This is a genomic window from Gilliamella sp. B3817 (assembly GCF_026536705.1).
Taxonomy (GTDB): Bacteria; Pseudomonadota; Gammaproteobacteria; order Enterobacterales; family Orbaceae; genus Gilliamella; species Gilliamella apicola_I.
Window position 1 is genome coordinate 19,973 of record NZ_JAFNNV010000002.1, and the last position, 25,781, is coordinate 45,753.

Consider the following 25,781-nt stretch of genomic DNA (forward strand, 5'->3'; position numbering starts at 1 on the left):
TGTTTAAAAAAGGTTGGGTTTATTTAGTTAATCCTAATCCAATTATTGAACACTAATTTCAAATCAAAAAATTTTAATTCAAAAATAACTCAAAGCTATCTTGGTTTCTGATACAATAGTCTAAATTTATAATAATGAAGTAATGTCGTAACACTATAAAACACAAGGTTTTTTAATGATCATATCTGATGCTAATAGTGCGGTGTCATCCGTTGCTTATCGTGCCAATGAAGTCATAGCAATTTATCCTATTACACCAAGCTCAACCATGGCTGAGCAAGCAAGCACTTGGGCTGAATTTAATAAGCCTAATGTCTTTGGCGATATTCCAAAAGTAGTTGAAATGCAGTCCGAAGCGGGTGCTATTTCAACTGTGCATGGTTCTTTAATGACGGGCGCATTAGCGACGTCGTTTACATCATCGCAAGGCTTGTTGTTAATGATCCCTTCGTTATATAAGATAGCCGGTGAATTAACGCCTTTTGTTTTACATGTCGCTGCTCGTACGGTTGCCACCCATGCGCTGTCAATTTTTGGTGATCATTCTGATGTAATGTCAATCAGACAAACGGGCTTTGCTATGCTGTGTTCAAGTTCAGTTCAAGAAGCCCAAGATTTTGCGCTAATTGCACAAATGGCAACATTGAATAGTCGTGTGCCTTTTGTCCACTTTTTTGATGGTTTTCGAACGTCCCATGAAGTGAATAAAATTCATCCTTTAAGCGATGAACAAATTCATAACCTGTTACCGCATGATGCTATAAAAGCTTATCGTAGCCGTGCTTTGACGCCCGATAATCCTGTTATTCGTGGCACGTCGGCTAATCCTGATACCTATTTTCAATGTCGTGAAGCGGTAAATTCTTATTATGATCAGACTTATCAGCATGTTGTCGATGCGATGCAAGCGTTTGAAAAAGAGACAGGTAGACAATACCAACCGTTTGAATATTATGGGGCAAGTGATGCCGAACATGTGATTGTCATAATGGGCTCAGGCGTGAGTACTTGTAAAGAAGTCGTCGATTATCTGCTTGATAATCATGAAAAAGTCGGTGTGGTGATTGTTAGATTATTCCGCCCTTTTTCTGCAAAACATTTGTTAGCGATCATTCCGGATTCTGTTAAAAAAATTGCGGTTTTAGATAGAACAAAAGAACCCGGTGCCCAAGCCGAACCTTTGTACTTAGATGTTATGACTGCTTTTGCCGAAAGCTTTAGCCAAGGTGAACGCCATTGTTTACCAACCATTGTTGGTGGACGTTATGGTTTGTCATCGAAAGAGTTTGATCCTCGCTGTGTCTTGGCTATCTTTAACGAGCTGTTAGCAGAAAAACCAAAACCACGCTTTACCGTTGGGATTTATGATGATGTAACTGGATTGTCATTGAAATTACCCGAACAATCTATTCCACAAAAATCTGCGCTTGAAGCATTATTTTATGGTTTGGGTAGTGACGGTACGGTTTCGGCGACTAAAAATAATATTAAAATTATTGGTGATAGCTCACCTTTTTATGTGCAGGGCTATTTTGTTTATGACTCTAAAAAGGCTGGTGGCTTAACGACTTCGCATTTACGAGTAAGTTTGGAGCCTATTGATTCTCCTTATTTAATCACTAGCGCACATTTTATTGGCTGTCATCAAGATCAATTTATCGATAAATACCAGATTGTTGAAAAACTAAAAGATGACGGGATCTTTTTACTTAATACACCTTATAGTAAAGATGAAGTTTGGCATCGTTTACCGAAAGAAGTTCAAGTACAATTAATCCAGAAAAGAGCACACTTTTATATTATTAATGCAGCTAAAATTGCCCGAGAATGTAATTTAGGAGCCCGTATTAATACCGTTATGCAAGCGGCTTTCTTTCATCTTTCTGAAATATTTAAAAATGATTTTAGTATCACGCAGCTTAAAGAAGTGATAGCCAAAAGTTACAGTAGCAAAGGTCAAGAATTAGTCGAAAACAACTGGAAAGCCCTTGATTTAGCGATTGCTTCTTTAGAGCAAATTCCGTTAAGTTGTGTCGATCAAAGTAGCGCATCACGCCCTTCTATAGTACCAAGTAATGCGCCTGACTTTGTGAAAGTAGTGACGGCATCAATGCTTGCCGGTTTAGGCGATAACTTGCCAGTATCTGCCTTTCCACCCGACGGCACTTGGCCAACGGGCACCACAAAATGGGAAAAACGAAACATTGCCGAAGCGATTCCAATTTGGCAACCCGACCTTTGTACCCAATGTAATCATTGTGCGGTTGCGTGTCCACATGCGGCAATTCGAGCTAAAGTGGTATTACCTGACGATTTGGCAAACGCACCCGATTCATTGAGTTCGCTCGAGGTAAAAGCCCGCGATATGCGAGGTCAACGCTACGTTTTACAAGTTGCGCCGGAAGATTGTACGGGTTGTAATTTGTGTGTTGAGGTGTGTCCGTCTCGGGATCGTAATAATTTTGATATTAAAGCGATTAATATGCAATCACGCATTGATAATTTAGAAACGCAACGCGCCAATTTTGCGTTCTTTAATGAGTTGCCTGATCGTGATATTAAATCACTTGAACGTATTGATGTCCGCACATCGCAGTTATTAACACCATTGTTTGAGTATTCGGGCGCTTGTGCCGGCTGTGGTGAAACCCCTTACATTAAATTGTTAACGCAACTTTATGGTGATCATCTTGCCATAGCTAATGCAACCGGTTGTTCTTCAATTTATGGCGGTAATTTACCTTCAACCCCTTATACTACCGATCGTTACGGTCGAGGCCCTGCTTGGGCAAATTCGTTATTTGAAGACAATGCCGAGTTTGCTTTAGGTTATCGGATCACTTATGACCAACATAAAAAACGGGCGTTACGTTTGCTTGAACATGTAGCGGGTGAGATTTCGCCCGAAATTGTCATTGCGTTACAGTCTCTTGATTCTACTATTGATGATAAACGCAAGCAGGTTGCTTTATTGCGTGATCAACTGGCTCATTTGGACTCGCCTGAAGCAATAGAGTTAATTCAAGATGCGGATTATTTAATCGATAAGTCAGTTTGGGCAATTGGTGGGGACGGTTGGGCATATGATATTGGTTTTGGTGGACTGGATCATGTAATGAGTTTGACCGATAACGTTAATATTTTGGTATTAGATACACAATGCTATTCTAATACTGGTGGTCAGCAATCTAAAGCAACGCCAATGGGAGCCGTGTCTAAATTTGCCGATTTAGGTAAACATAAAGCACGTAAAGATTTAGGCGTGAGTGTGATGATGTATGGGCATGTTTATGTTGCGCAAATTGCATTAGGTGCACAGCTTAATCAAACGTTAAAAGCCCTGCAAGAAGCCGAAGCCTATAACGGCCCATCTTTAGTGATTGCTTATAGCCCTTGCGAAGAACATGGTTATGATTTAGCAAAATCGCATGAACAGATGAAAGATTTAGTTAAATCAGGATTCTGGCCGCTATATCGTTATGATCCACGACGTACGGCAGAAGGTAAACCTGGTCTGGTGCTTGATTCTAAATCACCAAATAGTGAATTATTATCTAGTATTTTATTGAAAGAGCAGCGTTTTAGACGTTTAGAAACGTTAGAACCGGTGATTGCCAATACCTTGCATGAACGTTCAACCAAAATGGTAAACGCTAAATTTAAGTTCTTGCAAATGTTATCGACGTATTCTGATATCGAAACGCCCGCAGACAGCTAATCAATCGCTGTTGTGATTAGAATCATATCATCTTAATTAAGACCATTGCGTATGTTATGCAGCATACGCAATGGCTTTTTATTCGTGATGCGCTTTAGTGCAAACTAGCACCAGTAAAGTGCGTTTTTTAACCAATTTAATCGTTATCATCTTCAAAATGGACCATTGTTGACCCTAATTAGGGTATCAATACGCTTTTAATGATTATCATTATATTTGGTATGTTTATTGCACTGTTTAATTAGCCTGTAAAGAAATCATTAATCGAGAGGTGAAAAATGGTCGCAAATTTGAATATCAACCGTAGAAAACTATTAACGTTGTCTTCCGCTGCAATTGCAGGTTTGACGGTTAATCAATTACTGGCTAAAGCACATGCACTAGAACAACAAAAAACAGTGTCATATTCGTTACCCATACAAGATAACGTTGTGATACCTAACCTTAACAATCCCGTTAGACTGAACTTTAATGAAAATGCGCTTGGTATGTCAGGCGCAGCTAAACAAGCAGCCATTGATGCGATTCCTAAAGCAAACCGTTATGCTAAAGCTGAAATGCCCCTGTTAAATAGACGATTGGCTCAATATCATCATGTAAGCGATGATCACATTTTGCTAACGGCAGGATCATCTGAAGGTATTCGAAGTTCATTAGCAGCTTATGTGAAACCGGATACACAGTTAGTGATACCAGAGTTAACTTATAGTGACGGCGAACATTTTGCTAAAATCTTTAAATTAAAGGTAACCAAAGTGCCTTGCTTAGCCGATTGGCAAATTGATATTAAAGGCTTACAAAAAGCGGTTGAGGATTATCAAGGCTCTTCAATCGTTTATTTAGTCAACCCTAATAATCCTACTTCGACTGTATTTGCCAATAGCGAAATAGAATCATGGTTAACAAGTAAACCCAAAAATACGGTATTTATTGTCGATGAAGCCTATGCCGAATTCGTCAATGATCCAGCTTTTAAGTCGGTTGATTACTTAATTTCAAAGGGGTTTGATAATATTGTTTTACTGAAAACGTTTTCAAAAATTCATGCTATGGCTGGTCTACGTGTCGGTTATGTGGTGAGTTCAGCGGATAATATTCGTCATATTGCTCAGTATGTTGCAGGCGAAAAGTTAAATTATTGCGGTGTCTGTGCGGCTTTAGCGTCAATAGATGATGTCCAGTTTTTAACTTATTCTAAAAAAGCGGTTGATGTGTCACGGACGATTATGGAAAAGACTTTGTCAGATTTAGGTTTACATTATCTTAAATCTGAAACGAACTTTTTGTTTCATAAAAGCCCCATTGATTTAAAAAAATATCGAGAACTCATGAAACAAAATTTTATTTTAATAGGTCGAGATTTTGAGCCTGCCACAAATTGGTGTCGAATATCATTAGGGACACCAAGTGAAATGCTTTATGTTGCAAATGTTATGCGAAATTTGAAAAGTCAGTCTTTGATTTAAGTTGAAATTACTGATTGTGCTGATAGTATCATGCTCACTTGTCATGATGTGATGTGATGAGTGAGCATTTTAGTCGTTTTTAAATATCATTTATTCGTCTTGCCATCCAATAGCGCTGTTTCCAATAAGACTCATTTAAATTGGAATAGATGACACCTTTCGACGTCGAGGCATGTAAAAATTTTCCATCCGTGTAATAGATGCCGACATGTAATCCACTACCCCGTCCACCGGTTTTGAAAAAGACTAAATCTCCCGCTTTGGGTTTCGTCACTTTATAACCTAGTTTAGCTTGTTCAGCTGCACTTCTTGGCAATCGTTTAGCTAGTTTATTTTTAAAGAAGTTCATGACTAAAGCTGAACAATCGCTCCCGGCTAGGGTTGTTCCACCATAACGGTATGGCGTACCTTGCCATTTTTTGTAATGGGATTCTATTTTAGCTAACATAGCCGTTTCTGATCTGAGCGTATTTGAGGTCACTTGTCCCCGACTACTGCTACAGCCAAATAGCATAAACATAGATAAAATTAACGTGAGAATAAAACAACGTTTCCTTAGACTAAAACAACTGCTTAGCAACGTCACGTATCGTTGATTGCCTTTTTTTGTCATATCTTTTGGTTCCCTTGTTTAAGTTTGACCATTGTGAATAACGTCTTGCAACTTTTAGACTTTTGGGTAATACACCCTTTTCCCATTCGCTATTATCCAAATTAGACAATTGAATCGGGTCGGTATTTGCATGACTACGATTATTCAAATTTTCTTTAAGACGAATTAATCGCAATGAAAGAAAACAGATAATTGCATCGTCAACACTTAATTTACTGTATCCAGATAGCTGGTAGCGCATTCTAGATCCGTAATGTTTGGCCGTTTGCATTAGCGTACCTACAGCACCACCAATTAACGCAGCAGATCCGAAGGTCAATCCTCCGGTTGCTAAGTCGATGCTTGCACCGATAGTGGCTCCCGATACAAAACCTTTGGTTAAATGAACGCCCATGCTTTTTAACGCATCAATATTAAAAAGATCCGCTTTGTAGCGCCCTTTAATTAAGGGTAAACCTTGTTCGCTTTCGTGCTCAGCATCAAATTGATAAAGCGATAATAATTCATCAATTGCTTTTTGTTCTCGCTTTCTTACTTTATTTTGCATATCAACTATGGCTTGTTTATCATCTGTTTTCGCCATTTGATAAAATGCAGTCACATCAACCAGTGTTTCTGCTATAATTAAGTTAGCGCTTTGGTTGCGAGAGTCTCGTAATTCGGTTATCTTATTTAGCCATTCATCTAAAATAGCTTTAGCTGGCTCTATCATAAGCGCAAGGCTTTTGTACAATCTTTCTTCACCGTCCAATGGTGGCACGATCGCGTCGAACCTTATGATAGCATGTATCCCGACTCGTGAAAGTAACATTTTCCATTCTTTTTCATTCTGATTTTGTTGTGCAGTAAAATTTAACACCGCTAAAATAGGTTTATCACTATTGGCTAAGATAGCTAATTCATCATGAAATTTAGGTAGTATAGGCTCTCTCACATCAATAACATAGATAGCTGCATCACTATTTAGGAGTTGTTTTATAACTTTTGCTTCTTGGTTAAATTGGTTTTCTGCCTCTGGACTTTGTAAAAAAATCGTTAATTTATCAATGCCGTCAAGTTTATGATTGGTAGGCAAAAGTTGATTAATGTAGTCGTATAGAGCCAAGCTATCTTCTAAACCAGGTGTATCATAAAAAATAATCGATTTTTGATTGCCTAGTTTTATTTTTATAGATTCGACATGCCTTGTTGTGCCAGGTTTATTCGAAACCTCACCAAAATGACTATTGCGAATTAATGTCCGTAATAATGAGGTTTTACCAACATTAGCATGACCAACAACGGCTAATTTTAATGTTGTTAACATTTTACAGTTCCTCTTTTAACCATGAGGGTTGAGCAAACTCAAACGGTAAAGATTGCCAGTTGTTAAGTTGGTGACCTTGATTGATGAACCAAATACGGTTTTGTTGCGATTTTTCAGTTAATTGACTAAGTAAATTTAATACTCCTCGATCGGGTGATCGGTCGGTATCAATAGCGATTAATAATTTTTTAGCTGGGTTTATTTGAAGATAATCTAAAATTTGTTTGCGCTGTTCACGCGTATTTACAAAACCTAAAAAGGTAACAGATGCTGGCGGTGTCCAGCTTTCAGGAATATCTACCGCAACTAAAAAAATTCCTTCGCCATTGTTTATAAAATGTTTGGTTAAATCAATATTAAGATCTTGTTTATGCGTATCTTCATCCACAATGTGGATTGAAATCGGTTGTAAATCATTAGCCAAAATTTGATATTCAGGTAAATTTAAATTCAATTTTACTTTACGGCAACTGACTATCCAGTTAATACCGCAAATGATCATGCAAATAAAACGTACTGCTAATCCGTAAACAATAAACACGCCAAGTAACCAAATCGCCCACGCAGATCGAACTTCGCTAGCATTAAGTGCGCGTTCACTGTATCGAATAATCTCATCTTGCGGAATTGAAAACCCAAATATTGAAGGTAACAACCCTAGATAATGGGTCAGTTGTATAATTGCATCGGGGTTAAGTAGGGTTGATTTCCATTCAAAACTGTAATGTTGTGTCGAAAACAAAACCACCAGTACAACAAGGGCAAAGCTTAATATGATTGTCCAAAAAAGATTAAGGACAAACCCAATTAGCCAGCGGATTTTACCCCCAAACAGTTGTACAAAAGCAGGAATCAGTTCTTGTATGGTCTTTTTTTGAGATAGCTTTTTAGCTAACCATAACCAACAATGAATAAGAATACTTCCGCCCATATTGGAAAAGAAAAAAAAGGAACAAACCCAGATTAAAAAGGTGATGAGGTGAACGCCTAATAAGCTGAAAAGTGCCCAGTATAAATTAACAGGGTTTTGATTGAGTGCGCTAAACGCTAATGTCACGCCTAAAAAAACGGAAAGAAACAGGAGCAGAACAAAAGAAATTTTTATCGCATGCAGTAATAGACTTTGTGCTGTATAAAGTCCATTTTGCTTAGACAACATCACCGCTCGTAGGATAATTCGATCGGATAGAGATGATTGTGTAGCCCTTGCCTTTCGATTGATGTCTTGATCGGCATATCGACCTGATTCATTTTCAATCAATCGTATCGTTTCAGCAAGCCATAAAGATTTTAACTTTTCTCGCATTATACTTATCTTAAAATGAGATTAATGAAGCATAAAAGAAACGCGACTTAAGTCGCGTTGTGTAAGTTAAATATATTACTGTGCTATTTCACCAATTTTACTTAATAAAGTTTGAATACGTTGTTGCCAAACTTGTTGATCTTGTTTTAATTTTTCGTTTTCATCACGTAGTGCTTTCATTTCGTCTGAACTGTCATTAATCAACTGTTCTAATTCTTGATTTCCTTGTTTTAACGTTGCAATCTCTTGTTGTAATGTACTGATAGTATTCACAGTATGTTGGATTTTATTTTCCAATTGATTCAATATTTCTAATGACATATTTTTCCTCAGACTTTATTTACTTGGTGTATAATGTCTACTATTATAACGAATTCATTCTAAAATCAACACCTTTTTAAAATTTAAGTTGGAGAAAATTATGCGTAAACCTCTCGTGATGGGTAACTGGAAACTCAATGGTAGTATTGAAATGGCTAAAAACTTAGTTGCCGAACTAAGAAATGAGCTATCTACGGATGTCGAATGTGATGTTGCGATCGCTCCACCAGTCGTTTATTTAGATTTTGTTAAACACCAATTAGGTGGATCAAATATTCTTTTAGGGGCTCAAGATGTCGGAATTAATTTATCTGGCGCTTATACTGGTGAAGTATCTGTCAACATGCTAAAAGAAGTCGGGGTCACGCATATTATTATTGGTCATTCTGAACGTCGTACTTATCATAAAGAATCAGATGAATTTATCGCTAAAAAATTTGGAGTCATCAAAGAAGCAGGTTTAGTTCCTGTACTTTGTATTGGTGAAACCGAAGCCGAAAACGAAGCGGGTCAAACTCAAACTGTTTGTGCTCGTCAGATTGATGCGGTGATTAATGCATTAGGTGTCCAAGCTTTCAATGGTGCAGTTATTGCTTATGAACCTGTATGGGCAATTGGTACAGGCAAATCAGCGACGCCTGCACAAGCTCAAGCTGTTCATAAATTTATTCGTGACCATATTGCAAAACAAGATGCAAAAGTAGCTGATCAAGTCATTATTCAATACGGTGGTTCGGTCAATGATAAAAATGCCGCTGAGTTATTTACTCAACCAGATATTGATGGTGCATTAGTGGGTGGCGCATCATTAAAAGCAGATGCATTTGCAGCTATTGTTAAAGCAGCGGAAAAAGCAAAGAATTAATTTTTTTAAAACTTAACAATAAGATAAAAGACGCCAGATTGGCGTCTTTCAATAGAAACTTAAATAATTTATTTATATTTAACTTTATTTGATTTTGAGTTATATCGAGAAGGCCAAATTTTTTCAGCAGGAACTTTTAAATATTCTGAAATAATATGTTCATACTTAGGACAATGACGATAAAGTGCGTTTCGTAGAGTATCAGCTTGCAAGCCACTTGCACGAGATAGACCTCTTAAATTTCCACCTCTAATTTTAATTTCGCCTACTACTCTTGATGGAGTCCAGTCTTGATCTTGTTCGCTCATTATGAGATCCTCTATAAGTTTATTTTTATTGCTATCCAAAAGATTATCGGTATACAACACTAGCATGGTGTAAATTCCAAGCAAAAGAATAACACATAAAAAAACGAATTAAAACAAGAAAAATAAAAAATAACGCAAAATGGATTATAAAAATGAAAGAAAGCAACATAAAAACAACTGAAGATCAAGAAAAAACACGAATTCTTAAGGAAACAGGTGTTATCGATTTCAAGCATCGACTTACCTTAGTTTTAGAGAGTTTATCGGGTAATGCCTTTGCCAAAAAAGTGGGAATGTCTGAAGCCGTTATTCGTGACTATTTATCTGGTAAAACTTACCCTTCTCTTAATAGATTAGCAATTATCGCACAAAAATGTGATATCCCTATTGAGTGGTTAGCAACAGGTAAAGGTGAGTGTCGGTTACTTCCCGATACTGAACGTCGTGGTTTTGTCTATATCCCTTTTTATAAATTAAATGAATTCGGTAATAATAAGTCACTTTTACAAATCGAGGCAATACCGTTTGATATCACATTGATTAAACATCAACTTTTTGATAATGATGACTTGCGAGCGGTTTGGGCTAAAGGTGATAGCATGGAGCCGACGATATCCAATCATGATATTTTGATTATTAATACTGCACATAGCAAACCGATTGATGGATATCTTTATGCCGTGCAATATGATGATCAGATAAGTATTAAACGCATCCAAAATCAGGGTTCTAACATTGCTTTGCTCTGTGATAATCAAAAATATCCGTCTATAACTGTAGACAAAAATGAACCTCAAGATTTTAAAATTATTGGTCATGTCGTTTATCTGTTAAAGGATCTTTATTAACAATATTGTGTATTGATTGTATTTTTTTATGGCTTATAAAATATGTGGTTTTGTTGCTTAATGTTGATAGAACCACTTATTAAGAAATTTAGGCACTCGTTTTTTTTCTTTAGATTTTAGAAAGATTACTGAGTAAAAAAACGTAAAAATGTTTAAGTATCCGTCTATGTTCCAGTAAAAAAAATGTTCTCAATCAGAATTCTTATTGGCATAAATTTATGCTTTTGGGGTCATTTATGCTAAAATTAGCCATTATTTTTTTATAGACAATGTTAGTTATTATGCCAAATATGAATACTTCCCCAAAAGTTGTCGTCGGTATGTCTGGTGGCGTTGATTCTTCTGTTTCTGCATATTTACTTCAGCAACAAGGTTATCAAGTTGTTGGTTTATTTATGAAGAACTGGGAAGAAGACGACACAGATGAATACTGTTCAGCGGCTGTTGACTTAGCCGATGCTCAAGCTGTTTGTGATAAACTCAATATTAAACTTTATACTATTAATTTTGCAGCCGAATATTGGGATAACGTATTTGAACATTTTTTATCAGAATATAAAGCAGGGCGAACCCCTAATCCCGATATTTTATGTAATAAAGAAATCAAATTTAAAGCATTTTTAGAGTATGCAGCGCAAGATCTTGGTGCCGATTATATTGCAACTGGTCATTATGTTCGTAAACGTACCACTGGCGATAAAGTCGAATTATTGCGAGGGGTAGATAATAATAAAGACCAAAGTTACTTTTTATATACGTTAAGCAAAGACCAAGTCAGACAAAGTCTGTTCCCTGTTGGGGAACTTGAAAAACCTCAAGTTCGTAAAATCGCTGAGCAGCTAGGATTAGCTACTGCATCTAAAAAAGACTCTACAGGGATTTGCTTTATTGGCGAACGAAAGTTTAGTGACTTTTTAGCTCGATATTTACCGGCTCAAGCTGGCGCAATTCGTACGGTGGACGGACAGGTTATCGGTAAACATCAAGGGCTTATGTATCATACTTTAGGACAACGTAAAGGGCTGGGAATTGGTGGATTAAAGCAAGCCGATGATACCCCATGGTATGTTGTGGATAAAGATATTAAAAATAATGAACTTATTGTTGCTCAAGGTCATGATCACCCTGCGCTATTTTCAGATGGTCTGATTGCACAACAACTACATTGGGTTGATAGAAAAGCTGTGACTAAACCTTTTACTTGTACGGTGAAAACGCGTTATCGTCAACAAGATATTCAATGCCAGGTCAATCCAATATCAGAAGACAAAATCGAAGTGATTTTTGCTCACCCTGTAGCGGCAGTCACTCCTGGACAATCTGCTGTGTTTTATCAAGACGAAGTGTGTCTAGGTGGCGGCATTATTGAGGAACGTATTATTCGAAGTAAGGAGAGTTCGAGTGACGAATAAGTATTACCATACTACTATTGCCCTTGCCGGTGTGATACAAAGTTCTGTTTTAGTTCCCCAGTTAGCCAATACTGGGGTCTGTAGCTCAACACTTTATGAGCAAACTATACATAGCCTTTTTATTACCTCACCACAAACTACCGAAGAAGTGTATGGTGGTATTCAGAATATTAAAACGGGTTTACAAACATTAGTTTATCTGTTTTCATCAGGGCAAAAAGAACAACTGGATGTTGTTCGCTATCTGTTAAGAACATTAAGTATTACCAGTAGATTAATAAAAAATAATGATGCATTAAATAATATTGACCAGCGTTTAACGCGTATTTCGGGATTGTATCCTATCATGAATGAAGAAACGATTAGTTCACATGTAGATGATCTGTCTTATTCGTTAGCCGGTATTTATTCCGATATTATTAGCCCATTAACCACTAAAATTAAAGTGATGGGTAAAATTGAGTATTTACAAAATTCTTTAGTTCAAGCAAAGGTGAGAACGTCGTTGTTGGGTTGTATTCGTTCTGCTATTTTATGGTACCAAGTAGGAGGAAGCCGTTTACAGCTATTTTTTCAACGAAAACGCTTAATAAAAACGGCTCAGGCGCTTTTGCAAGAAATTGAAAAAGCAAATTCACTTTAATTTTTTATTACTATTTTAACATCGTAACGGAGTTATCCCGATGGAATTATCTGCACTTACCGCCCTTTCGCCTATTGATGGTCGATATGGAGATAAAACGACAGAATTACGTACTATTTTTAGCGAATATGGTTTATTAAAATACCGTGTACAAGTCGAAGTTCGTTGGTTACAAAAATTAGCTTCACACCCCGAAATTATTGAAGTGCCTGCACTCAGCCAATCAGCCTTGGCGCATCTTAATCAAATTGTTGAACAGTTTAACGAAGATGATGCTAAACGTATTAAAGCGATCGAAAAAACAACCAATCACGATGTTAAAGCGGTTGAGTATTTTCTTAAAGAAAAAGTGAAAACGAATGAAGAGTTGCATGCCGTCAATGAGTTTATTCATTTTGCATGTACATCCGAAGATATCAATAATTTATCATATGCTTTAATGTTAAAAACGGCGAAAGAAAGTGTTTTAATCCCGTATTGGAAAAAAGTAATTGATAAAATTACTGATCAGGCTAAAGCGTATCGTGATTTACCTTTACTTTCCAGAACTCATGGTCAACCTGCTACCCCATCAACCATTGGTAAAGAATTTGCTAATGTCGCTTATCGCTTACAGCGTCAATTAAAACAGCTACAATCGGTAGAAATACTAGGTAAAATCAATGGGGCTACCGGTAACTATAATGCGCATATTGTGGCTTATCCTCATATTGACTGGCATCAATTTAGTGAAGAGTTTGTCTGTTCTTTGGGTTTACAATGGAATCCGTTTACAACTCAAATCGAACCACATGATTATATTGCCGAATTTTTTGATTGTGTTGCTCGATTTAATACCATTATGATCGACTTTAATCGTGATATTTGGGGTTATATTTCACTAAATCACTTTAAACAAAAAACGGTAGCTGGCGAAATCGGATCGTCAACCATGCCACACAAAGTCAATCCAATCGATTTTGAAAACTCTGAAGGCAACCTTGGCATAGCTAATGCCATTATGAATCATTTAGGTAGCAAATTGCCAATTTCCCGTTTTCAACGTGATTTAACAGATTCAACCGTTTTGCGTAATCTTGGTGTGGGTATAGGTTATGCAATCATTGCTTATCAATCAACCTTAAAAGGATTAAGCAAACTTGAAGTGAATCAAGAGTACTTGTTGGATGAGCTCAATCGTAACTGGGAAGTCTTAGCTGAACCCATTCAAACAGTGATGCGACGTTATGGTATTGAAAAGCCTTACGAGAAACTAAAAGAATTGACGCGAGGAAAGCGTGTCGATGCCGAAGGAATGAAGCAGTTTATTGATTCGTTAGATTTACCAGAAAATGAAAAATCACGTTTGAAACAGTTAACACCAGCCAACTATATTGGTTACGCATCAACGTTTATTGATAAACTTTGATTATCTTTTGTTGGATAATAATCTGAAACATCATTGAATAATGTTTCAGATTATATTGAATCACAATACATGATTGAATGATGTCAATTTATGATTAAATAACAAACGGTTATTCTTATTCACCTTTAAGACATCAATAATAAAATAACATTAAAAGTATTTATAGGAACATCCATTGAAAATCCGCATTGCAACAAGGAAAAGCCCTTTAGCTCTTTGGCAAGCTAACTATGTTAAACAGCAGCTATTAGCCATTCACCCTGATTTGTCTGTAGAGCTTATCCCTATGGTGACAAAAGGTGATATATTACTTGATAGCCCATTATCAAAAATAGGTGGCAAAGGATTATTTGTTAAACAATTGGAAGAAGCCATTTTAAATAATGAAGCTGATATTGCAGTGCATTCTATAAAAGATATTCCCGTGCATTTTCCCGATGGACTCACACTTGCAACAATCTGCAAACGGGATGATGTCCGAGATGCATTTATTTCAAATCGCTACGAAAATTTATCACAGTTACCTTCTGGTGCAGTGGTTGGTACTTCAAGTTTACGACGACAGTGTCAATTACGTGCGCTTTACCCACATTTGCATATTAAAGATTTGCGAGGCAACATTGGTACCCGTTTAGCAAAATTAGACAATCAAGAATATGATGCAATTATTTTAGCCGCAGTAGGATTAAAACGTTTATCATTGCAAGACCGTATTAAACAATATATTGATACTGATGTAATCTTACCTGCTGTCGGTCAAGGGGCAATTGGTATTGAAACACGTGCCAATGATAAGCAAATTTTAGCTTTACTGGCCCCTTTAGATGACCAACATAGTCGAATTTGCATACAAGCTGAAAGAGCAATGAATCAACAATTGCAAGGTGGTTGCCAAGTTCCTATTGCTTGTTATAGCCAAATTTTGGATGACAAGCTATTTTTAAAGGGTTTAGTTGGCAAAACAGATGGTTCTACAATAATCAAAGTCCCTTTGTCCGGTAGCATTACTCAAGCAGAACAGTTAGGACGAGATGTCGCTAATAAATTGTTAATGCTTGGTGCTAAAGCAATTTTAGAGGAATTGAATAGCGAATGATTTTCGTCACCCGCCCTTCACCGCAAGGTGAAGCATTGACTAAATTATTAAATCAAGCCAATTTACAGGCTACCCATCTTCCTTTATTTAGGATTTCAGCAGGTAAGGATCTGCTGAATTTACAATATAATTTAAACCAGTTGTTACCAAATGATATTGTTATTGCAGTGTCGCCACAAGTCGCAAATGTTATTACCACATTTAATCCGCATCTTAATTTTCCTAAACATTTACAGTATTTTGCCATAGGAAATAAAACGGCGGAACTGATTCGTCAATTAGTCCATAAATCGGTAAGTTTTCCAAAACAAGAAAATAGTGAAGGATTACTTGCCTTATTTGATGCTGATATGGTGAAAAACCGAAGAGTTTTAATTTTACGCGGTGATTCAGGAAGACAGCTAATTGCCGATACATTAAGTGCCAAACAAGCCCAAGTCAAACTGGTAGAGTGTTATTCTCGTCATGCTATATCCTATCCGTTGGACATACTGAGTAATTCCATTGAGCATCAGCTCGTTATCATTACCAGTATTGAACATTTACATCAACTTGAGTTGTATTGCCAAACAGAACATAAAAAACAAGCTTGTTTAGTGGTGACCAGTCTAAGAATTTTTGAGGAAGCTAATCGCCTAAACTGGCAAAATATTGTTTTAGCCAAAAGCGCAAATAATCAAATTTTATTTAAAACAATGATAAGTCTATGTCATAATAATATCAATTATATAAAATCATCTAAATGAGGTTTTTATGCCGATTCGATTTTATGGAGCTAATGCAACCAGTTCAACGATTACTACCACCTCATTTAGCAAACCTTTTACAACCGATGCACTAACACAAGTGAACAATATTATGAAAGAAGAAAAAAATACGATGACGACAAATTCAAGTCCAAAAACAGAAAAAAAATCGACTTCTTCATCCAGCAAAAATAATGTCAATAAAACACCCATTTCAAAACTATCGCTTGTAGCTATTGCTTTAACTTTAGGCTTAGGTGGCTTTGTTTTTTATCACGGCCATGAACAACTTGAAAAACAAAATAGCACTATTTCAATGCTCGAAATGAAAATAGCCAATTTAAAACAAACTACCAAGCAGAGTATTGTTAAGGATTTAGAAAGTAATATTAATGATGCAGTAACCAAACAAAACCAGCAGTTTTCTTCGCTTGAAGAGCGTGTTACTAATCAGTTAAATGAGCAACAAAAGTTACAAAAACAGTTAACCAATCAAATTAATGACACAATTAGGTTAAATGAACAAAATCTTCATAACTTTAACGAACGATTATCAGCAATGTCGAGCACTGATAATAATGTTTGGCTGATATCGCAAGCTAACTATTTAGTCCATTTAGCAGCTCGAAAAATCTGGAGTGATCAAGATTATACCACTGCCCGTTTGTTGTTAAGAAATGCAGATGAAAGTTTAGCACAAACAAATGACCCCAGTTTATTGCCTGCCAGACAAGCCATTAATAAAGATATCAGTTCGCTTTCTGAATTGAGTTTTATCGATTCTGACGGTATTGTTTTGAATTTAATTAGTCTTTCGGATTCGTTGACCGATCTTCCTTTGATTGAGAATTATAATGATATTGATCTTGGCTTAACGCAGTATAATGATGCTTTGCCAGTTGATGATTCTCACAGCGCATCTTCAGATGCTGATTCAGAAAATAAAATTGACCCAACTAAAAGTTCCGACAATGTGGTCACTTCGTCAATTTCTGATTGGTCGCATAATTTATGGGCAAACATTGATTCTTTTATGCAAAAATTTATTACCATTGAAAAATTGGATAAAAATGATAATAACTTTGCGACCTGTTTGTCACAAGCAGGAAAAGATGAAAAGCAGATCGTTAGATGCCATATTTTAAGTACCCCACTAAATTTAGAACAATCACTGTATCTTCGTGAAAATATTCGTTTCCGTCTGTTAATAGCCGCACAAGCTGTACCTCGACATCAAGAGTTGATTTATCAGCGTTCGCTTAATGATGTTGCTGTTTGGGTTAATGCCTATTTTGATAATAATTCGCCAAGTGTTAAAGCCTTCCTAAGTGATCTTGATAATTTGCAAAATCAAACAATTAGTAATAAAAGTGTTCCTGACAGATTAGCTAGCTTAAGTGAACTTGAGAAGTTAATGCAAACTCGTGTTCGTTCTATGTTGGCTAAATAGGAGAATAATAATGATTAAAATATTAGTTATTTTCTTAGCATTAGTTGGGGGATTCTTTTTAGGGCCTTTATTGCAATTCAATCAAGGTTCAGCTGTATTTATCATCGCCAATTATAAAATTAGCATGTCCTTCAATTCTTTTGTTATTTTATTATTGTTGGCGCTTTTTTGTCTTTATTTGTTTGATCGATTATTTAAAAAAATCTTCAATTCTAAAACAGCTTTCGGTAATTGGCTTCGTTTAAAATCGCCGCATAAAGCAAAAAAATTAATTGAACAAGCACAATTTTTATTACTTGAAGGTAACTATCAACAAGCTGCTAAACTTTTCATGAAAAGTGCTAAGGGGGCAACCAATACAACATTATCTTATTTATTAGCGGCACAAGCGAATATTGATAATGATCAGTTGATTCAAGCCAACCAAATGCTCGAAGCAGCAGCTGCGACTTGCCAACCTAGCGAAAAATTTGCTTTCCAATTGGTTCAAGTTCGCTTACAGCTTAAGAATCATGAATATGATAGTGCTCATACTATTATTGAAAGTTTGTTAAATGAAAAGCCACGTAATGCCGAAGTATTAAGGCTTGCAGATCAACTTTATTATGAAATGGGTAATTATCAAGCTGTTATTGATTTATTACCTATTATGTATAAAGTAAAAACATATAGTGATTCTCAATTAGATCAGTTTAAACAAGCTGCTTATATTGCTCGAATCAAACAGTTATCAACCGATAATGATCCGCTCGCATTAATTAAATGGTGGAAATCACAGCCAAAAGCAATACTTAATAATACTGCGTATCAAAAAGCAATGGCTAACTACCTTAAACAACTTGGCCAAACTGTCGAAGCAGATAAATTGCTTGAATCAGTGGCTAAAATTAAAGATCAAGAAAGAACGTAAAAACAGGGCGACAAGCCCTGTTTTTTTAGGTATAAAATATTTTGTACTATAAAAAATATCGAATCAACGCCATAAAGCACATCCCTGTCACAACAATGCACATCAGATTTTTCGTCAATAAAGCCACCAAAATAGTGGGAAGACTAGCTAAACAGTATTCGATCTTAAAATCAGGAAAATGCCCTTGTTTTGCAATAAATAGGTTTTGTACAAAAAGTGCCGTTAAGATACAAAGTGGAACATACGATAAAAATCGAATCACAATATCAGGCAAATGTAACTTTCTAACAAGTATAAAAGGAATAATTCGAGGTAACCATGTTACCAATCCACATCCTATAATGATGAGTAAACTATAAGTAGTCATACTTTACGCTCCATCGCTATTCCCATAAAACATCCAGCAAATGTGCTAATTAATATTGCCATTTCAGGGGATACAAATCGCATTAAGATGATCAGCAGTACTGAAACAGTGAGCATAACAAGAATCTTGTTATAAATACTTTTTGTTTTGTCACCTATCAACTGTAAATAAAGTAAACCGATAAACATAGCCACTAAAGCATAATCCAGACCAAACATAGTGGGATCGGGTAACCACTCACCGATTAAAGCACCTATTAAGCAGGATAATATCCAAGCAACATAAGCGGTGACATTCAGTCCATGCATCCATACGGCGTTGACAGGTTTATGATTGGCAATTGCATTCATGGCCACTGCAAAACTCTCATCTGTGAGCAAACTATCAATACCAATATTATCCAGTAATGAAAAACGGCGAAAAGAAGGCGCAGTTGCCATGCTCATTAAAAAATGGCGGGAATTAACCAGAAAAACAGTGAAAATTATGGCTGTAATGGGTGTAGCAACTAACATTAACCCAGCTATGATAAATTGAGCCGCTCCAGCATAAACAATCACAGCAAGTAGAGTTACTTCTAAAATCGTTAAATTTGCCGATTTTCCTACAACGCCAGCAGCAATACCTATACCAACGTAGCCTAGTAACGTTGGAATACAAGCATAAACACCATCTTTAAATGTGAGTGACATAACGCATTCTCTTGATAAAGACTTCATCATAATTATTAACACGGTACTGTCAAACAATAAATGATTAATCTTAAAATTTATTTTAAATGAAATGATTGACCAGTTTGTTATGCGTTTTCAGTCTAGGCAAAATATTCACTTATTTTAACAAGGATCACATTAACGTAATTACACTCAGTAATGTAGTTTGATCGGGTTAATAGTAATTATTAAGATAAATAGTTCGACTATGCACCACTCCGCCTGTAAATTTGTTATAATCCTTTAAATTGTTTTTTAAGATAATCAAAATCGATTTTATATGAAAAATAACATATCAAACCAGTATACGGGTACACTTTTTATTATTTCGGCTCCGAGTGGAGCAGGAAAGTCAAGTTTGATTCGGGCTTATTTAGAGCAAAAAAATCAGTATCCGGCAAAAGTTTCAATTTCGCATACCACCCGAGCGCCAAGACCAGGCGAAGAACATGGTGAAGATTATTATTTTGTGGATCATGACCATTTTGAGTCATTGATTAGTCAGCAGGCATTTGTCGAATATGCAAACGTATTTGATCACTATTATGGTACTTCGAAAGCAGAAATTGAGCAGAGCTTATTACAAGGAGTTAACGTATTTTTAGATATTGATTGGCAAGGTGCACAGCAAGTTAGAGAAAAAATGCCACAATCCAAAAGTATTTTTATCTTACCGCCCTCGTTAGCAGAACTTGAACATCGTCTCATTAAGCGAGGACAAGATACCGAACAAGTTATTCGTAAAAGAATGGCAAAAGCACAAGCTGAAATTTCACATTATCATGAATATGACTATGTGATTATTAATGATGATTTTAACACTTCATTAAACGCCCTTAATTCTATCATTATTGCAGCAAGTTTAGAGCGTGATAAACAAGAAGTCATTCATCAATCATTCTTCACAAAACTTTTAACGCACAATAATTATTAATCATGCTGATATAGTTGAGTACTAATCATTTGATACTTATTTAATACACATATCGCCGATGTTATCGGCGATATATAAAAGCGTTAGCGTTAATTACCTAGTCCTTGATCAGCCTGATCATTCTGAATAAGTTCTATCTTATAACCGTCGGGATCTTCAACAAAGGCAATAATGGTCGTTCCACCTTTCACGGGACCAGCTTCACGGGTTACGTTACCACCAGCAAGTTTAACGTCTTCACACATTTTGGCGACATCATCAACACCAATAGCAATATGACCAAATGCATTACCATGGTCATACTCTTGCGTTCCCCAGTTATACGTTAGCTCAATAACGGAACTGACAGATTCATCATCATAACCGACGAAAGCTAACGAATATTTGTATTCTGTATTTTCACTTGTTCTTAATACTTTCATTCCCATAACTTGAGTATAAAAATCAATAGAACGTTGTAAGTCTCCTACACGTATCATCGTATGTAAAATGCGCATTGCTAAAATATTCCTTTTTATTAGTGAAATTAATATTGAGTTTATATGTTCATATTTAGTGACGCAAATTTTTTTGATGTCATAGCAGGCAAAACATTATCAACCGAGTGATAAAACGTTTAGTAGTTTAGATGAAGTAGAGTATGAAATCGCTTTCATATAAAATAGATAGAAAGACTTTTATTTATACAAGGTATAAACAAAAGTCTTGGAATGTAAACTAATAATAAATGGGTTAGTAACTTTTAATGACAACTATTGTGTTGAAGTAGTATAACGAGGAGAAGCACTTATCTGCCTTCCATTACTCACTAATCTAACTTGTTGACCAACATAAAACTCTTTGGTTGTGCCTTTTTGCACAATCACAATATTTGCACCATTTGCTTGCTTAATTTCTAATTCAACCGCATTTGATTGGCTTGCTTTATCCTCGATTGTGTTACCAATTAACGCACCACCAATCGCACCTGTTGCAACGGCTAAAGCTCTACCGGCTCCATCTCCAATGGTGTTACCAAGTACACCACCAATCACAGCACCACCTAATGAACCTACCACATTTTCACTTCGTCCATTAGATGCATTTGTTTGAATTTTAACTGGTCTTACTGAAACAACAGTGCCATAACTTACTTGTTGAACTTGTTTCGCTTGATCGGTTGTATAAACATCGCCAGAATAGATATCACTATTACTACATCCCGAAAGGATAGCAACTATGATACTTGTTAAAACAATTTTTTTCATATTTGATTCCCCATATATATTATTGAAGTTATACTTTTTTTGTCAGATTAAGCATAATATTCTTTTACAATAACAACAATATCTTTTTCATTATTTTATCAATAGATAATACAATTTACATTTAAGTTGGAGTATACTCAAGTTAATAGTTTATATGACATACAATAAGTATATGAAACGGTTATTTTTTCAATTATTATTATCAGTTATGATATCGGCCTGTCATAATTCATATCAACAACAAAAAAATGACGTAATAACAAACATTAAGCCGCAAGATGAGGTTCATAATGATTGTTTAAATAATAGCGTAACAAAAAACTTACATAAAATTGACAATATTGCTGTACAAGGGTGTCCAGTAAGATAATCTAATAGGCATAATTAACATAATGAAAACTATCGAAATTGACGACGAATTATATAAATTTATTGCAGGGCAAACAAAACACATCGGTGAAGATGCATCAAGTATATTGCGACGTTTGTTAAAAATAGAAGCGGATCCTGTTAACTCAAACGCCAAAGTTCATTTAGAAAGTCATTACTCGATGTTCAATGATTTGTTAACCAGCGATACCTTTACGAATGAAAAATCGATTATCAGTCGTTTTTTATTATTACTCGCTGCGCTTTATAACTATAATCCGGCACTTTTTGCCATTGCGGCGACATCGCTTCATGGTAGTAAACGCCAATATCTAGCCAAAGATAAAAAATCTTTAGAGATTTCGGGTAAAAATACTAAACCTCGTGAAATTATTGGCACACCTTATTGGGTAATCAGTAATACCAATACGGCAAGAAAAATTTATATCATTGAATCAATCATGAGCGACATGGGGATTTCAGAAAATACGATTAACCAAATTAAAGATGTGTTTTCAACATCAGTGAAATAAAATTTCTGTGGTCACATATTAATCAGAAAAGCGCTGTAACCATTATCAAATGATTAAAAATTATGTAGAGGAGCGAAAAATGGCAAACCATAGCCGAGCGGGATTATTAGCTAAACCTTCTGATCTAATCAATGTGGAAACCTTACAAGATAACTATTTTCGAATTAAACCCGATACCGATAATATCAGCCAATTGGTGATTTTCGGCACTTCAGGACATCGAGGTAGTTCAAATAAAGGCACATTCAATGAAGCTCATATACTCGCTATCGCTCAAGCTATTGCCGAATACCGTAAATCCCATGGTATCACTGGTCCTTGTTTTATTGGTCAAGATACGCATGCTTTATCTGAATTAGCGCTCAAATCAGTGCTTGAAGTGTTCGTTGCTAACGAACAGACTGTTGTTATTGCACATGATTGGGGATATACCCCTACTCCAGTTATTTCACATGCAATTTTAACGTATAATCAAGATAAAAAATCACAGCTTGCTGATGGTATTGTCATTACTCCTTCCCATAATCCCCCAGAAGATGGTGGTATTAAATATAATCCAACAAATGGTGGCCCTGCTGATACTGACATCACTAAACAAATCGAACATCGAGCAAATGAACTCCTTAAACAGCAATTAGACGGTGTGAAAAGGGTCTCATTAGACAAAGCCACTCATTCACAATTTATTCATACCAAAGAATATGAGACTGATTATATTAACGATCTGGAAAACATTGTTGATCTTGCATTGATTAAATCTTCATCGCTTAAAATAGGCGTTGATCCATTAGGTGGCGCAGGTATTACCTATTGGCCCCGAATTGCTGAAAAGTATGGTCTGAATCTTGATATTGTAAATAACAAAATTGATCCTACCTTTAGTTTTATGCATTTAGATCACGACGAAGTGATAAGAATGGATTGTTCCAGCCGCTGGGCAATGGATGGTTTGTTAAATTTAAAAGACAAGTTTGATCTAGCATTCGGTAATGACACCGATTTTGATCGCCATGGGATCGTTACGCCAAAAGGATTAATGAATCCAAACGCTTATCTTTCAGCTTGTGTAAATTATTTATTTCAGCACCGTCCAGAGTGGCATAAAGATGTTGCCATTGGCAAAACAGTGGTAACAAGTTCAATGATAGATCGCGTTGCAAACAGTCTAAACCGAAAATTTTTAGAATACCCTGTCGGTTTTAAATGGTATGCCCAAGGACTTTATGATGGTCAATTAGGTTTTGCCGGTGAAGAAAGTGCAGGCGCATCATTTTTACGAACGAATGGTAAAGTTTGGTCAACCGATAAAGATGGGATTATTTTATGTCTACTGGCAGCAGAAATGACTGCCAAAATAGGCAAAAACCCTCAAGAACAATATCAACAACTTGAGGATAAATTTGGCGTTTCTTATTATGGAAGAATCCAAGCATCCGCATCATTTGCTGAGAAACAAAAACTAGCCAAACTTGATGCAAGCCAACTGACAACCGATCACCTTGCGGGTGAAAAAATTACCCAATGTTTAACCTCTGCGCCAGCTAATCATGCTCCTATTGGTGGATTGAAAGTTATCACTGAAAATGGCTGGTTTGCAGCCCGACCTTCTGGCACTGAAGATGCGTATAAAATTTATGCGGAAAGTTTTATCAGCAATCAGCATTTAGCTTTACTTCAAGAAGAAGCACAACAAATTGTTGCTAATGCCATTAAGTAATTGAAACAAAAAAGCCGACGTTATGTCGGCTTTTAATTATGAATGTACGAAAAATATTTTTATTGTTTTATTTTTTAGGTAGTTGTACATAGCTTAATGAAATATGCTTAATACACCCACATTGTGAACATTTGACGGTTAATGTTTTCGTAGTCATTTTACTTTATTTATATTTGTTAATTTCAAGTTATTTAAGTCTAAATTTGGAAAATCTACAACAACAATAACAAGGTCTAAACCACAATTGAGTGACCAAATAATTTATAAATTAAAATTAAGTTTATCAACTTAATCAGTGAAGTTAATGATAAGTGGTTTACTGTTTATGTAAGAAAAATTGGATAGATGTCATCATATCCCCAATAAATTGATGTTTTTATTGAGGATGTGATTTAGTTTTTAGATTCGTGTTGGTTTTTTGGCTGTGGCTTGTCTTGATGATTTTGACAAGTTGTTAAGTTTAGTTCTTTTTGGTCTGAAACTACGTTTATCCGTTTTGGCGTCAATGAATGATTTGGATTCTTTTGCTAATCCGACAATATCACGTAGATAATTAACCGAATCAATACTTAACTCCATCCAAGTTCCTCGTGATAAACCTTTAGGCAAGGTTATATTGCCATAACGAATACGCAGCAAACGGCTTACTTGTACATCAATCGCTTCCCACATTCGTCGCACTTCACGGTTACGCCCTTCAGTTATGACAACATTAAACCACTGATTTAAACCATCACCACCTTGCGCTTTTACAGATTTAAAAGTAGCTGGACCATCTTCAAGTTGCACCCCTTTGCGTAATTGATTAACTTGCTGATCAGTCACATTTCCAAATACACGTACCGCATATTCACGTTCTATTTCATGACGAGGATGCATTAATCGATTAGCCAATTCACCATCTGTGGTAAAAAGGAGTAAACCGGAAGTATTAATATCCAATCGTCCAATATTAATCCAGCGAGCATTTTTTAAACGCGGTAATCGAGCAAAAACCGTTGCTCGCCCTTGAGGATCGCTTCGCGAACAGATTTCCCCTTCAGGTTTGTAATAGACTAATACACGACAAACCGTTTTTTCTTTACTTCTTAGCTGAACTATGTGTCCATTAATTCGAATTTTAGGGTTAGCATTTACATCAACCCTATCACCTAATGTTGCAATTTTTCCGTCAACGCTAATTTTTCCTGCGGCTATCATCGCTTCAATTTCACGACGTGAGCCATTACCTAAATTAGCTAACACTTTTTGCAACTTTTCAGTATTGTCATTTACTTTTTTCATATTTTCCTCGCTACCTTCACAGGTATCAGATTAACCATATCTTTTTCGTTTTGTGAAAAACGACGATTTACTCATATTGCTTTACTAGCATTACAATTAATACGATAGTGCTCAGCTTGACTAACTTAAAAATGGATAGTGTTTACCAAACAAAATCTTTAGATTATCCATAATTTGAACTTCAATATTTCAAAAACACAT

The 25,781-nt window shown here is 35.9% G+C and carries 24 protein-coding genes; 14 read left to right on the forward strand and 10 right to left on the reverse strand.

Annotation, left to right across the window (positions count from 1 at the left end):
- The first annotated feature begins 175 nt into the window (after positions 1-175).
- On the forward strand, positions 176-3,718 hold the full coding sequence (gene nifJ, locus J3U36_RS02830) for a pyruvate:ferredoxin (flavodoxin) oxidoreductase (RefSeq protein ID WP_267380662.1): 3,543 nt from the start codon (positions 176-178) through the stop codon (positions 3,716-3,718).
- 278 nt (positions 3,719-3,996) lie between these two features.
- On the forward strand, positions 3,997-5,184 hold the full coding sequence (locus J3U36_RS02835) for a pyridoxal phosphate-dependent aminotransferase (protein WP_267380664.1): 1,188 nt from the start codon (positions 3,997-3,999) through the stop codon (positions 5,182-5,184).
- A gap of 79 nt (positions 5,185-5,263) precedes the next feature.
- Here J3U36_RS02835 and J3U36_RS02840 read toward each other — a convergent pair whose 3' ends face one another.
- The 4 genes from J3U36_RS02840 to zapB form a co-directional block, all read right to left on the reverse strand.
- Entirely contained in the window at positions 5,264-5,797 is a 534-nt protein-coding gene (locus tag J3U36_RS02840; RefSeq protein ID WP_081299181.1) for a C40 family peptidase, read from the reverse strand.
- Entirely contained in the window at positions 5,745-7,103 is a 1,359-nt protein-coding gene (locus J3U36_RS02845; RefSeq protein WP_267380666.1) for a GTPase/DUF3482 domain-containing protein, read from the reverse strand. Before J3U36_RS02845 ends, J3U36_RS02840 begins: the two co-directional genes overlap by 53 nt.
- Position 7,104: 1 nt before the next feature.
- A complete protein-coding gene (locus J3U36_RS02850; protein ID WP_267380668.1) occupies positions 7,105-8,409 on the reverse strand; it encodes a DUF2868 domain-containing protein in 1,305 nt (434 codons plus the stop codon).
- Positions 8,410-8,484: 75 nt separating this feature from the next.
- Positions 8,485-8,730 (reverse strand): cell division protein ZapB, encoded by a 246-nt coding sequence (gene zapB, locus J3U36_RS02855; protein ID WP_267352565.1) that lies wholly within the window; start codon positions 8,728-8,730, stop codon positions 8,485-8,487.
- Positions 8,731-8,830: 100 nt separating this feature from the next.
- Here zapB and tpiA point away from each other — a divergent pair, with 100 nt between their 5' ends.
- Positions 8,831-9,595 (forward strand): triose-phosphate isomerase, encoded by a 765-nt coding sequence (tpiA, locus tag J3U36_RS02860; protein WP_267380670.1) that lies wholly within the window; start codon positions 8,831-8,833, stop codon positions 9,593-9,595.
- Between the two features lie 68 nt (positions 9,596-9,663).
- Here tpiA and J3U36_RS02865 read toward each other — a convergent pair whose 3' ends face one another.
- Positions 9,664-9,903 (reverse strand): helix-turn-helix domain-containing protein, encoded by a 240-nt coding sequence (locus J3U36_RS02865; RefSeq protein WP_267352563.1) that lies wholly within the window; start codon positions 9,901-9,903, stop codon positions 9,664-9,666.
- 152 nt (positions 9,904-10,055) lie between these two features.
- Between J3U36_RS02865 and J3U36_RS02870 the strand changes: the two genes are divergently transcribed.
- From J3U36_RS02870 to J3U36_RS02905, 8 genes are all read left to right on the forward strand, one after another.
- Entirely contained in the window at positions 10,056-10,751 is a 696-nt protein-coding gene (locus J3U36_RS02870; RefSeq protein WP_267352562.1) for a LexA family transcriptional regulator, read from the forward strand.
- Positions 10,752-11,032: 281 nt separating this feature from the next.
- Positions 11,033-12,163 (forward strand): tRNA 2-thiouridine(34) synthase MnmA, encoded by a 1,131-nt coding sequence (gene mnmA, locus J3U36_RS02875; protein WP_324100859.1) that lies wholly within the window; start codon positions 11,033-11,035, stop codon positions 12,161-12,163.
- Entirely contained in the window at positions 12,153-12,806 is a 654-nt protein-coding gene (hflD, locus tag J3U36_RS02880) for a high frequency lysogenization protein HflD (protein WP_267352560.1), read from the forward strand. The genes mnmA and hflD overlap by 11 nt, the downstream gene beginning before the upstream one ends.
- Positions 12,807-12,846: 40 nt before the next feature.
- Positions 12,847-14,214, forward strand: coding sequence for an adenylosuccinate lyase (gene purB / locus J3U36_RS02885; protein ID WP_267352559.1), 1,368 nt, complete (start codon positions 12,847-12,849; stop codon positions 14,212-14,214).
- 175 nt (positions 14,215-14,389) lie between these two features.
- Positions 14,390-15,310 carry a hydroxymethylbilane synthase gene (gene hemC, locus J3U36_RS02890; RefSeq protein ID WP_267352558.1) on the forward strand — a complete coding sequence of 307 codons (921 nt, stop codon included), beginning with the start codon at positions 14,390-14,392 and terminating at the stop codon, positions 15,308-15,310.
- The gene (locus J3U36_RS02895; protein ID WP_267380673.1) at positions 15,307-16,056 is read left to right on the forward strand and encodes a uroporphyrinogen-III synthase; all 750 of its coding nucleotides are present in this window, start codon (positions 15,307-15,309) and stop codon (positions 16,054-16,056) included. Before hemC ends, J3U36_RS02895 begins: the two co-directional genes overlap by 4 nt.
- 7 nt (positions 16,057-16,063) lie before the next feature.
- Positions 16,064-17,506, forward strand: coding sequence for a uroporphyrinogen-III C-methyltransferase (locus J3U36_RS02900; RefSeq protein ID WP_267380675.1), 1,443 nt, complete (start codon positions 16,064-16,066; stop codon positions 17,504-17,506).
- 10 nt (positions 17,507-17,516) lie between these two features.
- Positions 17,517-18,416, forward strand: coding sequence for a heme biosynthesis HemY N-terminal domain-containing protein (locus J3U36_RS02905; RefSeq protein ID WP_267380676.1), 900 nt, complete (start codon positions 17,517-17,519; stop codon positions 18,414-18,416).
- Positions 18,417-18,462: 46 nt separating this feature from the next.
- Here the strand turns inward: J3U36_RS02905 and J3U36_RS02910 are convergent, their stop codons facing one another.
- Positions 18,463-18,783 (reverse strand): AzlD domain-containing protein, encoded by a 321-nt coding sequence (locus tag J3U36_RS02910; protein ID WP_267352554.1) that lies wholly within the window; start codon positions 18,781-18,783, stop codon positions 18,463-18,465.
- A complete protein-coding gene (locus J3U36_RS02915; RefSeq protein ID WP_267380678.1) occupies positions 18,780-19,475 on the reverse strand; it encodes an AzlC family ABC transporter permease in 696 nt (231 codons plus the stop codon). The genes J3U36_RS02910 and J3U36_RS02915 overlap by 4 nt, the downstream gene beginning before the upstream one ends.
- A gap of 301 nt (positions 19,476-19,776) precedes the next feature.
- Here J3U36_RS02915 and gmk point away from each other — a divergent pair, with 301 nt between their 5' ends.
- Positions 19,777-20,430 (forward strand): guanylate kinase, encoded by a 654-nt coding sequence (gene gmk, locus J3U36_RS02920; RefSeq protein ID WP_267352552.1) that lies wholly within the window; start codon positions 19,777-19,779, stop codon positions 20,428-20,430.
- A gap of 89 nt (positions 20,431-20,519) precedes the next feature.
- On the opposite strand, the gene gloA is transcribed toward gmk, so the two are convergent.
- Entirely contained in the window at positions 20,520-20,927 is a 408-nt protein-coding gene (gene gloA / locus J3U36_RS02925) for a lactoylglutathione lyase (RefSeq protein WP_267352551.1), read from the reverse strand.
- 255 nt (positions 20,928-21,182) lie between these two features.
- Positions 21,183-21,677, reverse strand: coding sequence for a glycine zipper 2TM domain-containing protein (locus J3U36_RS02930; protein ID WP_267352550.1), 495 nt, complete (start codon positions 21,675-21,677; stop codon positions 21,183-21,185).
- 392 nt (positions 21,678-22,069) lie between these two features.
- Here J3U36_RS02930 and J3U36_RS02935 point away from each other — a divergent pair, with 392 nt between their 5' ends.
- Positions 22,070-22,579, forward strand: a complete 510-nt coding sequence (locus J3U36_RS02935) for a hypothetical protein (RefSeq protein ID WP_065559380.1) — start codon at positions 22,070-22,072, stop codon at positions 22,577-22,579.
- Between the two features lie 79 nt (positions 22,580-22,658).
- Positions 22,659-24,296, forward strand: a complete 1,638-nt coding sequence (gene pgm, locus J3U36_RS02940; RefSeq protein WP_267380681.1) for a phosphoglucomutase (alpha-D-glucose-1,6-bisphosphate-dependent) — start codon at positions 22,659-22,661, stop codon at positions 24,294-24,296.
- Positions 24,297-24,695: 399 nt separating this feature from the next.
- On the opposite strand, the gene rluB is transcribed toward pgm, so the two are convergent.
- Positions 24,696-25,580 (reverse strand): 23S rRNA pseudouridine(2605) synthase RluB, encoded by an 885-nt coding sequence (gene rluB, locus J3U36_RS02945; RefSeq protein ID WP_267380683.1) that lies wholly within the window; start codon positions 25,578-25,580, stop codon positions 24,696-24,698.
- Positions 25,581-25,781 lie beyond the last annotated feature (201 nt).

What these genes read in the sequence shown, in the direction of transcription:
- J3U36_RS02835 (WP_267380664.1), top strand. Translation starts at nt 3,997, where the DNA reads ATGGTCGCAAATTTGAATATCAACCGTAGAAAACTATTAACGTTGTCT.
- gmk (WP_267352552.1), top strand. Translation starts at nt 19,777, where the DNA reads ATGAAAAATAACATATCAAACCAGTATACGGGTACACTTTTTATTATT.
- J3U36_RS02900 (WP_267380675.1), top strand. Translation starts at nt 16,064, where the DNA reads ATGCCGATTCGATTTTATGGAGCTAATGCAACCAGTTCAACGATTACT.
- nifJ (WP_267380662.1), top strand. Translation starts at nt 176, where the DNA reads ATGATCATATCTGATGCTAATAGTGCGGTGTCATCCGTTGCTTATCGT.
- J3U36_RS02865 (WP_267352563.1), bottom strand. Translation starts at nt 9,903, where the DNA reads ATGAGCGAACAAGATCAAGACTGGACTCCATCAAGAGTAGTAGGCGAA.
- rluB (WP_267380683.1), bottom strand. Translation starts at nt 25,580, where the DNA reads ATGAAAAAAGTAAATGACAATACTGAAAAGTTGCAAAAAGTGTTAGCT.
- J3U36_RS02910 (WP_267352554.1), bottom strand. Translation starts at nt 18,783, where the DNA reads ATGACTACTTATAGTTTACTCATCATTATAGGATGTGGATTGGTAACA.
- J3U36_RS02845 (WP_267380666.1), bottom strand. Translation starts at nt 7,103, where the DNA reads ATGTTAACAACATTAAAATTAGCCGTTGTTGGTCATGCTAATGTTGGT.
- J3U36_RS02915 (WP_267380678.1), bottom strand. Translation starts at nt 19,475, where the DNA reads ATGTCACTCACATTTAAAGATGGTGTTTATGCTTGTATTCCAACGTTA.
- J3U36_RS02895 (WP_267380673.1), top strand. Translation starts at nt 15,307, where the DNA reads ATGATTTTCGTCACCCGCCCTTCACCGCAAGGTGAAGCATTGACTAAA.
- J3U36_RS02935 (WP_065559380.1), top strand. Translation starts at nt 22,070, where the DNA reads ATGAAAACTATCGAAATTGACGACGAATTATATAAATTTATTGCAGGG.
- purB (WP_267352559.1), top strand. Translation starts at nt 12,847, where the DNA reads ATGGAATTATCTGCACTTACCGCCCTTTCGCCTATTGATGGTCGATAT.
- J3U36_RS02850 (WP_267380668.1), bottom strand. Translation starts at nt 8,409, where the DNA reads ATGCGAGAAAAGTTAAAATCTTTATGGCTTGCTGAAACGATACGATTG.
- J3U36_RS02905 (WP_267380676.1), top strand. Translation starts at nt 17,517, where the DNA reads ATGATTAAAATATTAGTTATTTTCTTAGCATTAGTTGGGGGATTCTTT.
- pgm (WP_267380681.1), top strand. Translation starts at nt 22,659, where the DNA reads ATGGCAAACCATAGCCGAGCGGGATTATTAGCTAAACCTTCTGATCTA.
- tpiA (WP_267380670.1), top strand. Translation starts at nt 8,831, where the DNA reads ATGCGTAAACCTCTCGTGATGGGTAACTGGAAACTCAATGGTAGTATT.
- mnmA (WP_324100859.1), top strand. Translation starts at nt 11,033, where the DNA reads ATGCCAAATATGAATACTTCCCCAAAAGTTGTCGTCGGTATGTCTGGT.
- gloA (WP_267352551.1), bottom strand. Translation starts at nt 20,927, where the DNA reads ATGCGCATTTTACATACGATGATACGTGTAGGAGACTTACAACGTTCT.
- J3U36_RS02930 (WP_267352550.1), bottom strand. Translation starts at nt 21,677, where the DNA reads ATGAAAAAAATTGTTTTAACAAGTATCATAGTTGCTATCCTTTCGGGA.
- zapB (WP_267352565.1), bottom strand. Translation starts at nt 8,730, where the DNA reads ATGTCATTAGAAATATTGAATCAATTGGAAAATAAAATCCAACATACT.
- J3U36_RS02870 (WP_267352562.1), top strand. Translation starts at nt 10,056, where the DNA reads ATGAAAGAAAGCAACATAAAAACAACTGAAGATCAAGAAAAAACACGA.
- J3U36_RS02840 (WP_081299181.1), bottom strand. Translation starts at nt 5,797, where the DNA reads ATGACAAAAAAAGGCAATCAACGATACGTGACGTTGCTAAGCAGTTGT.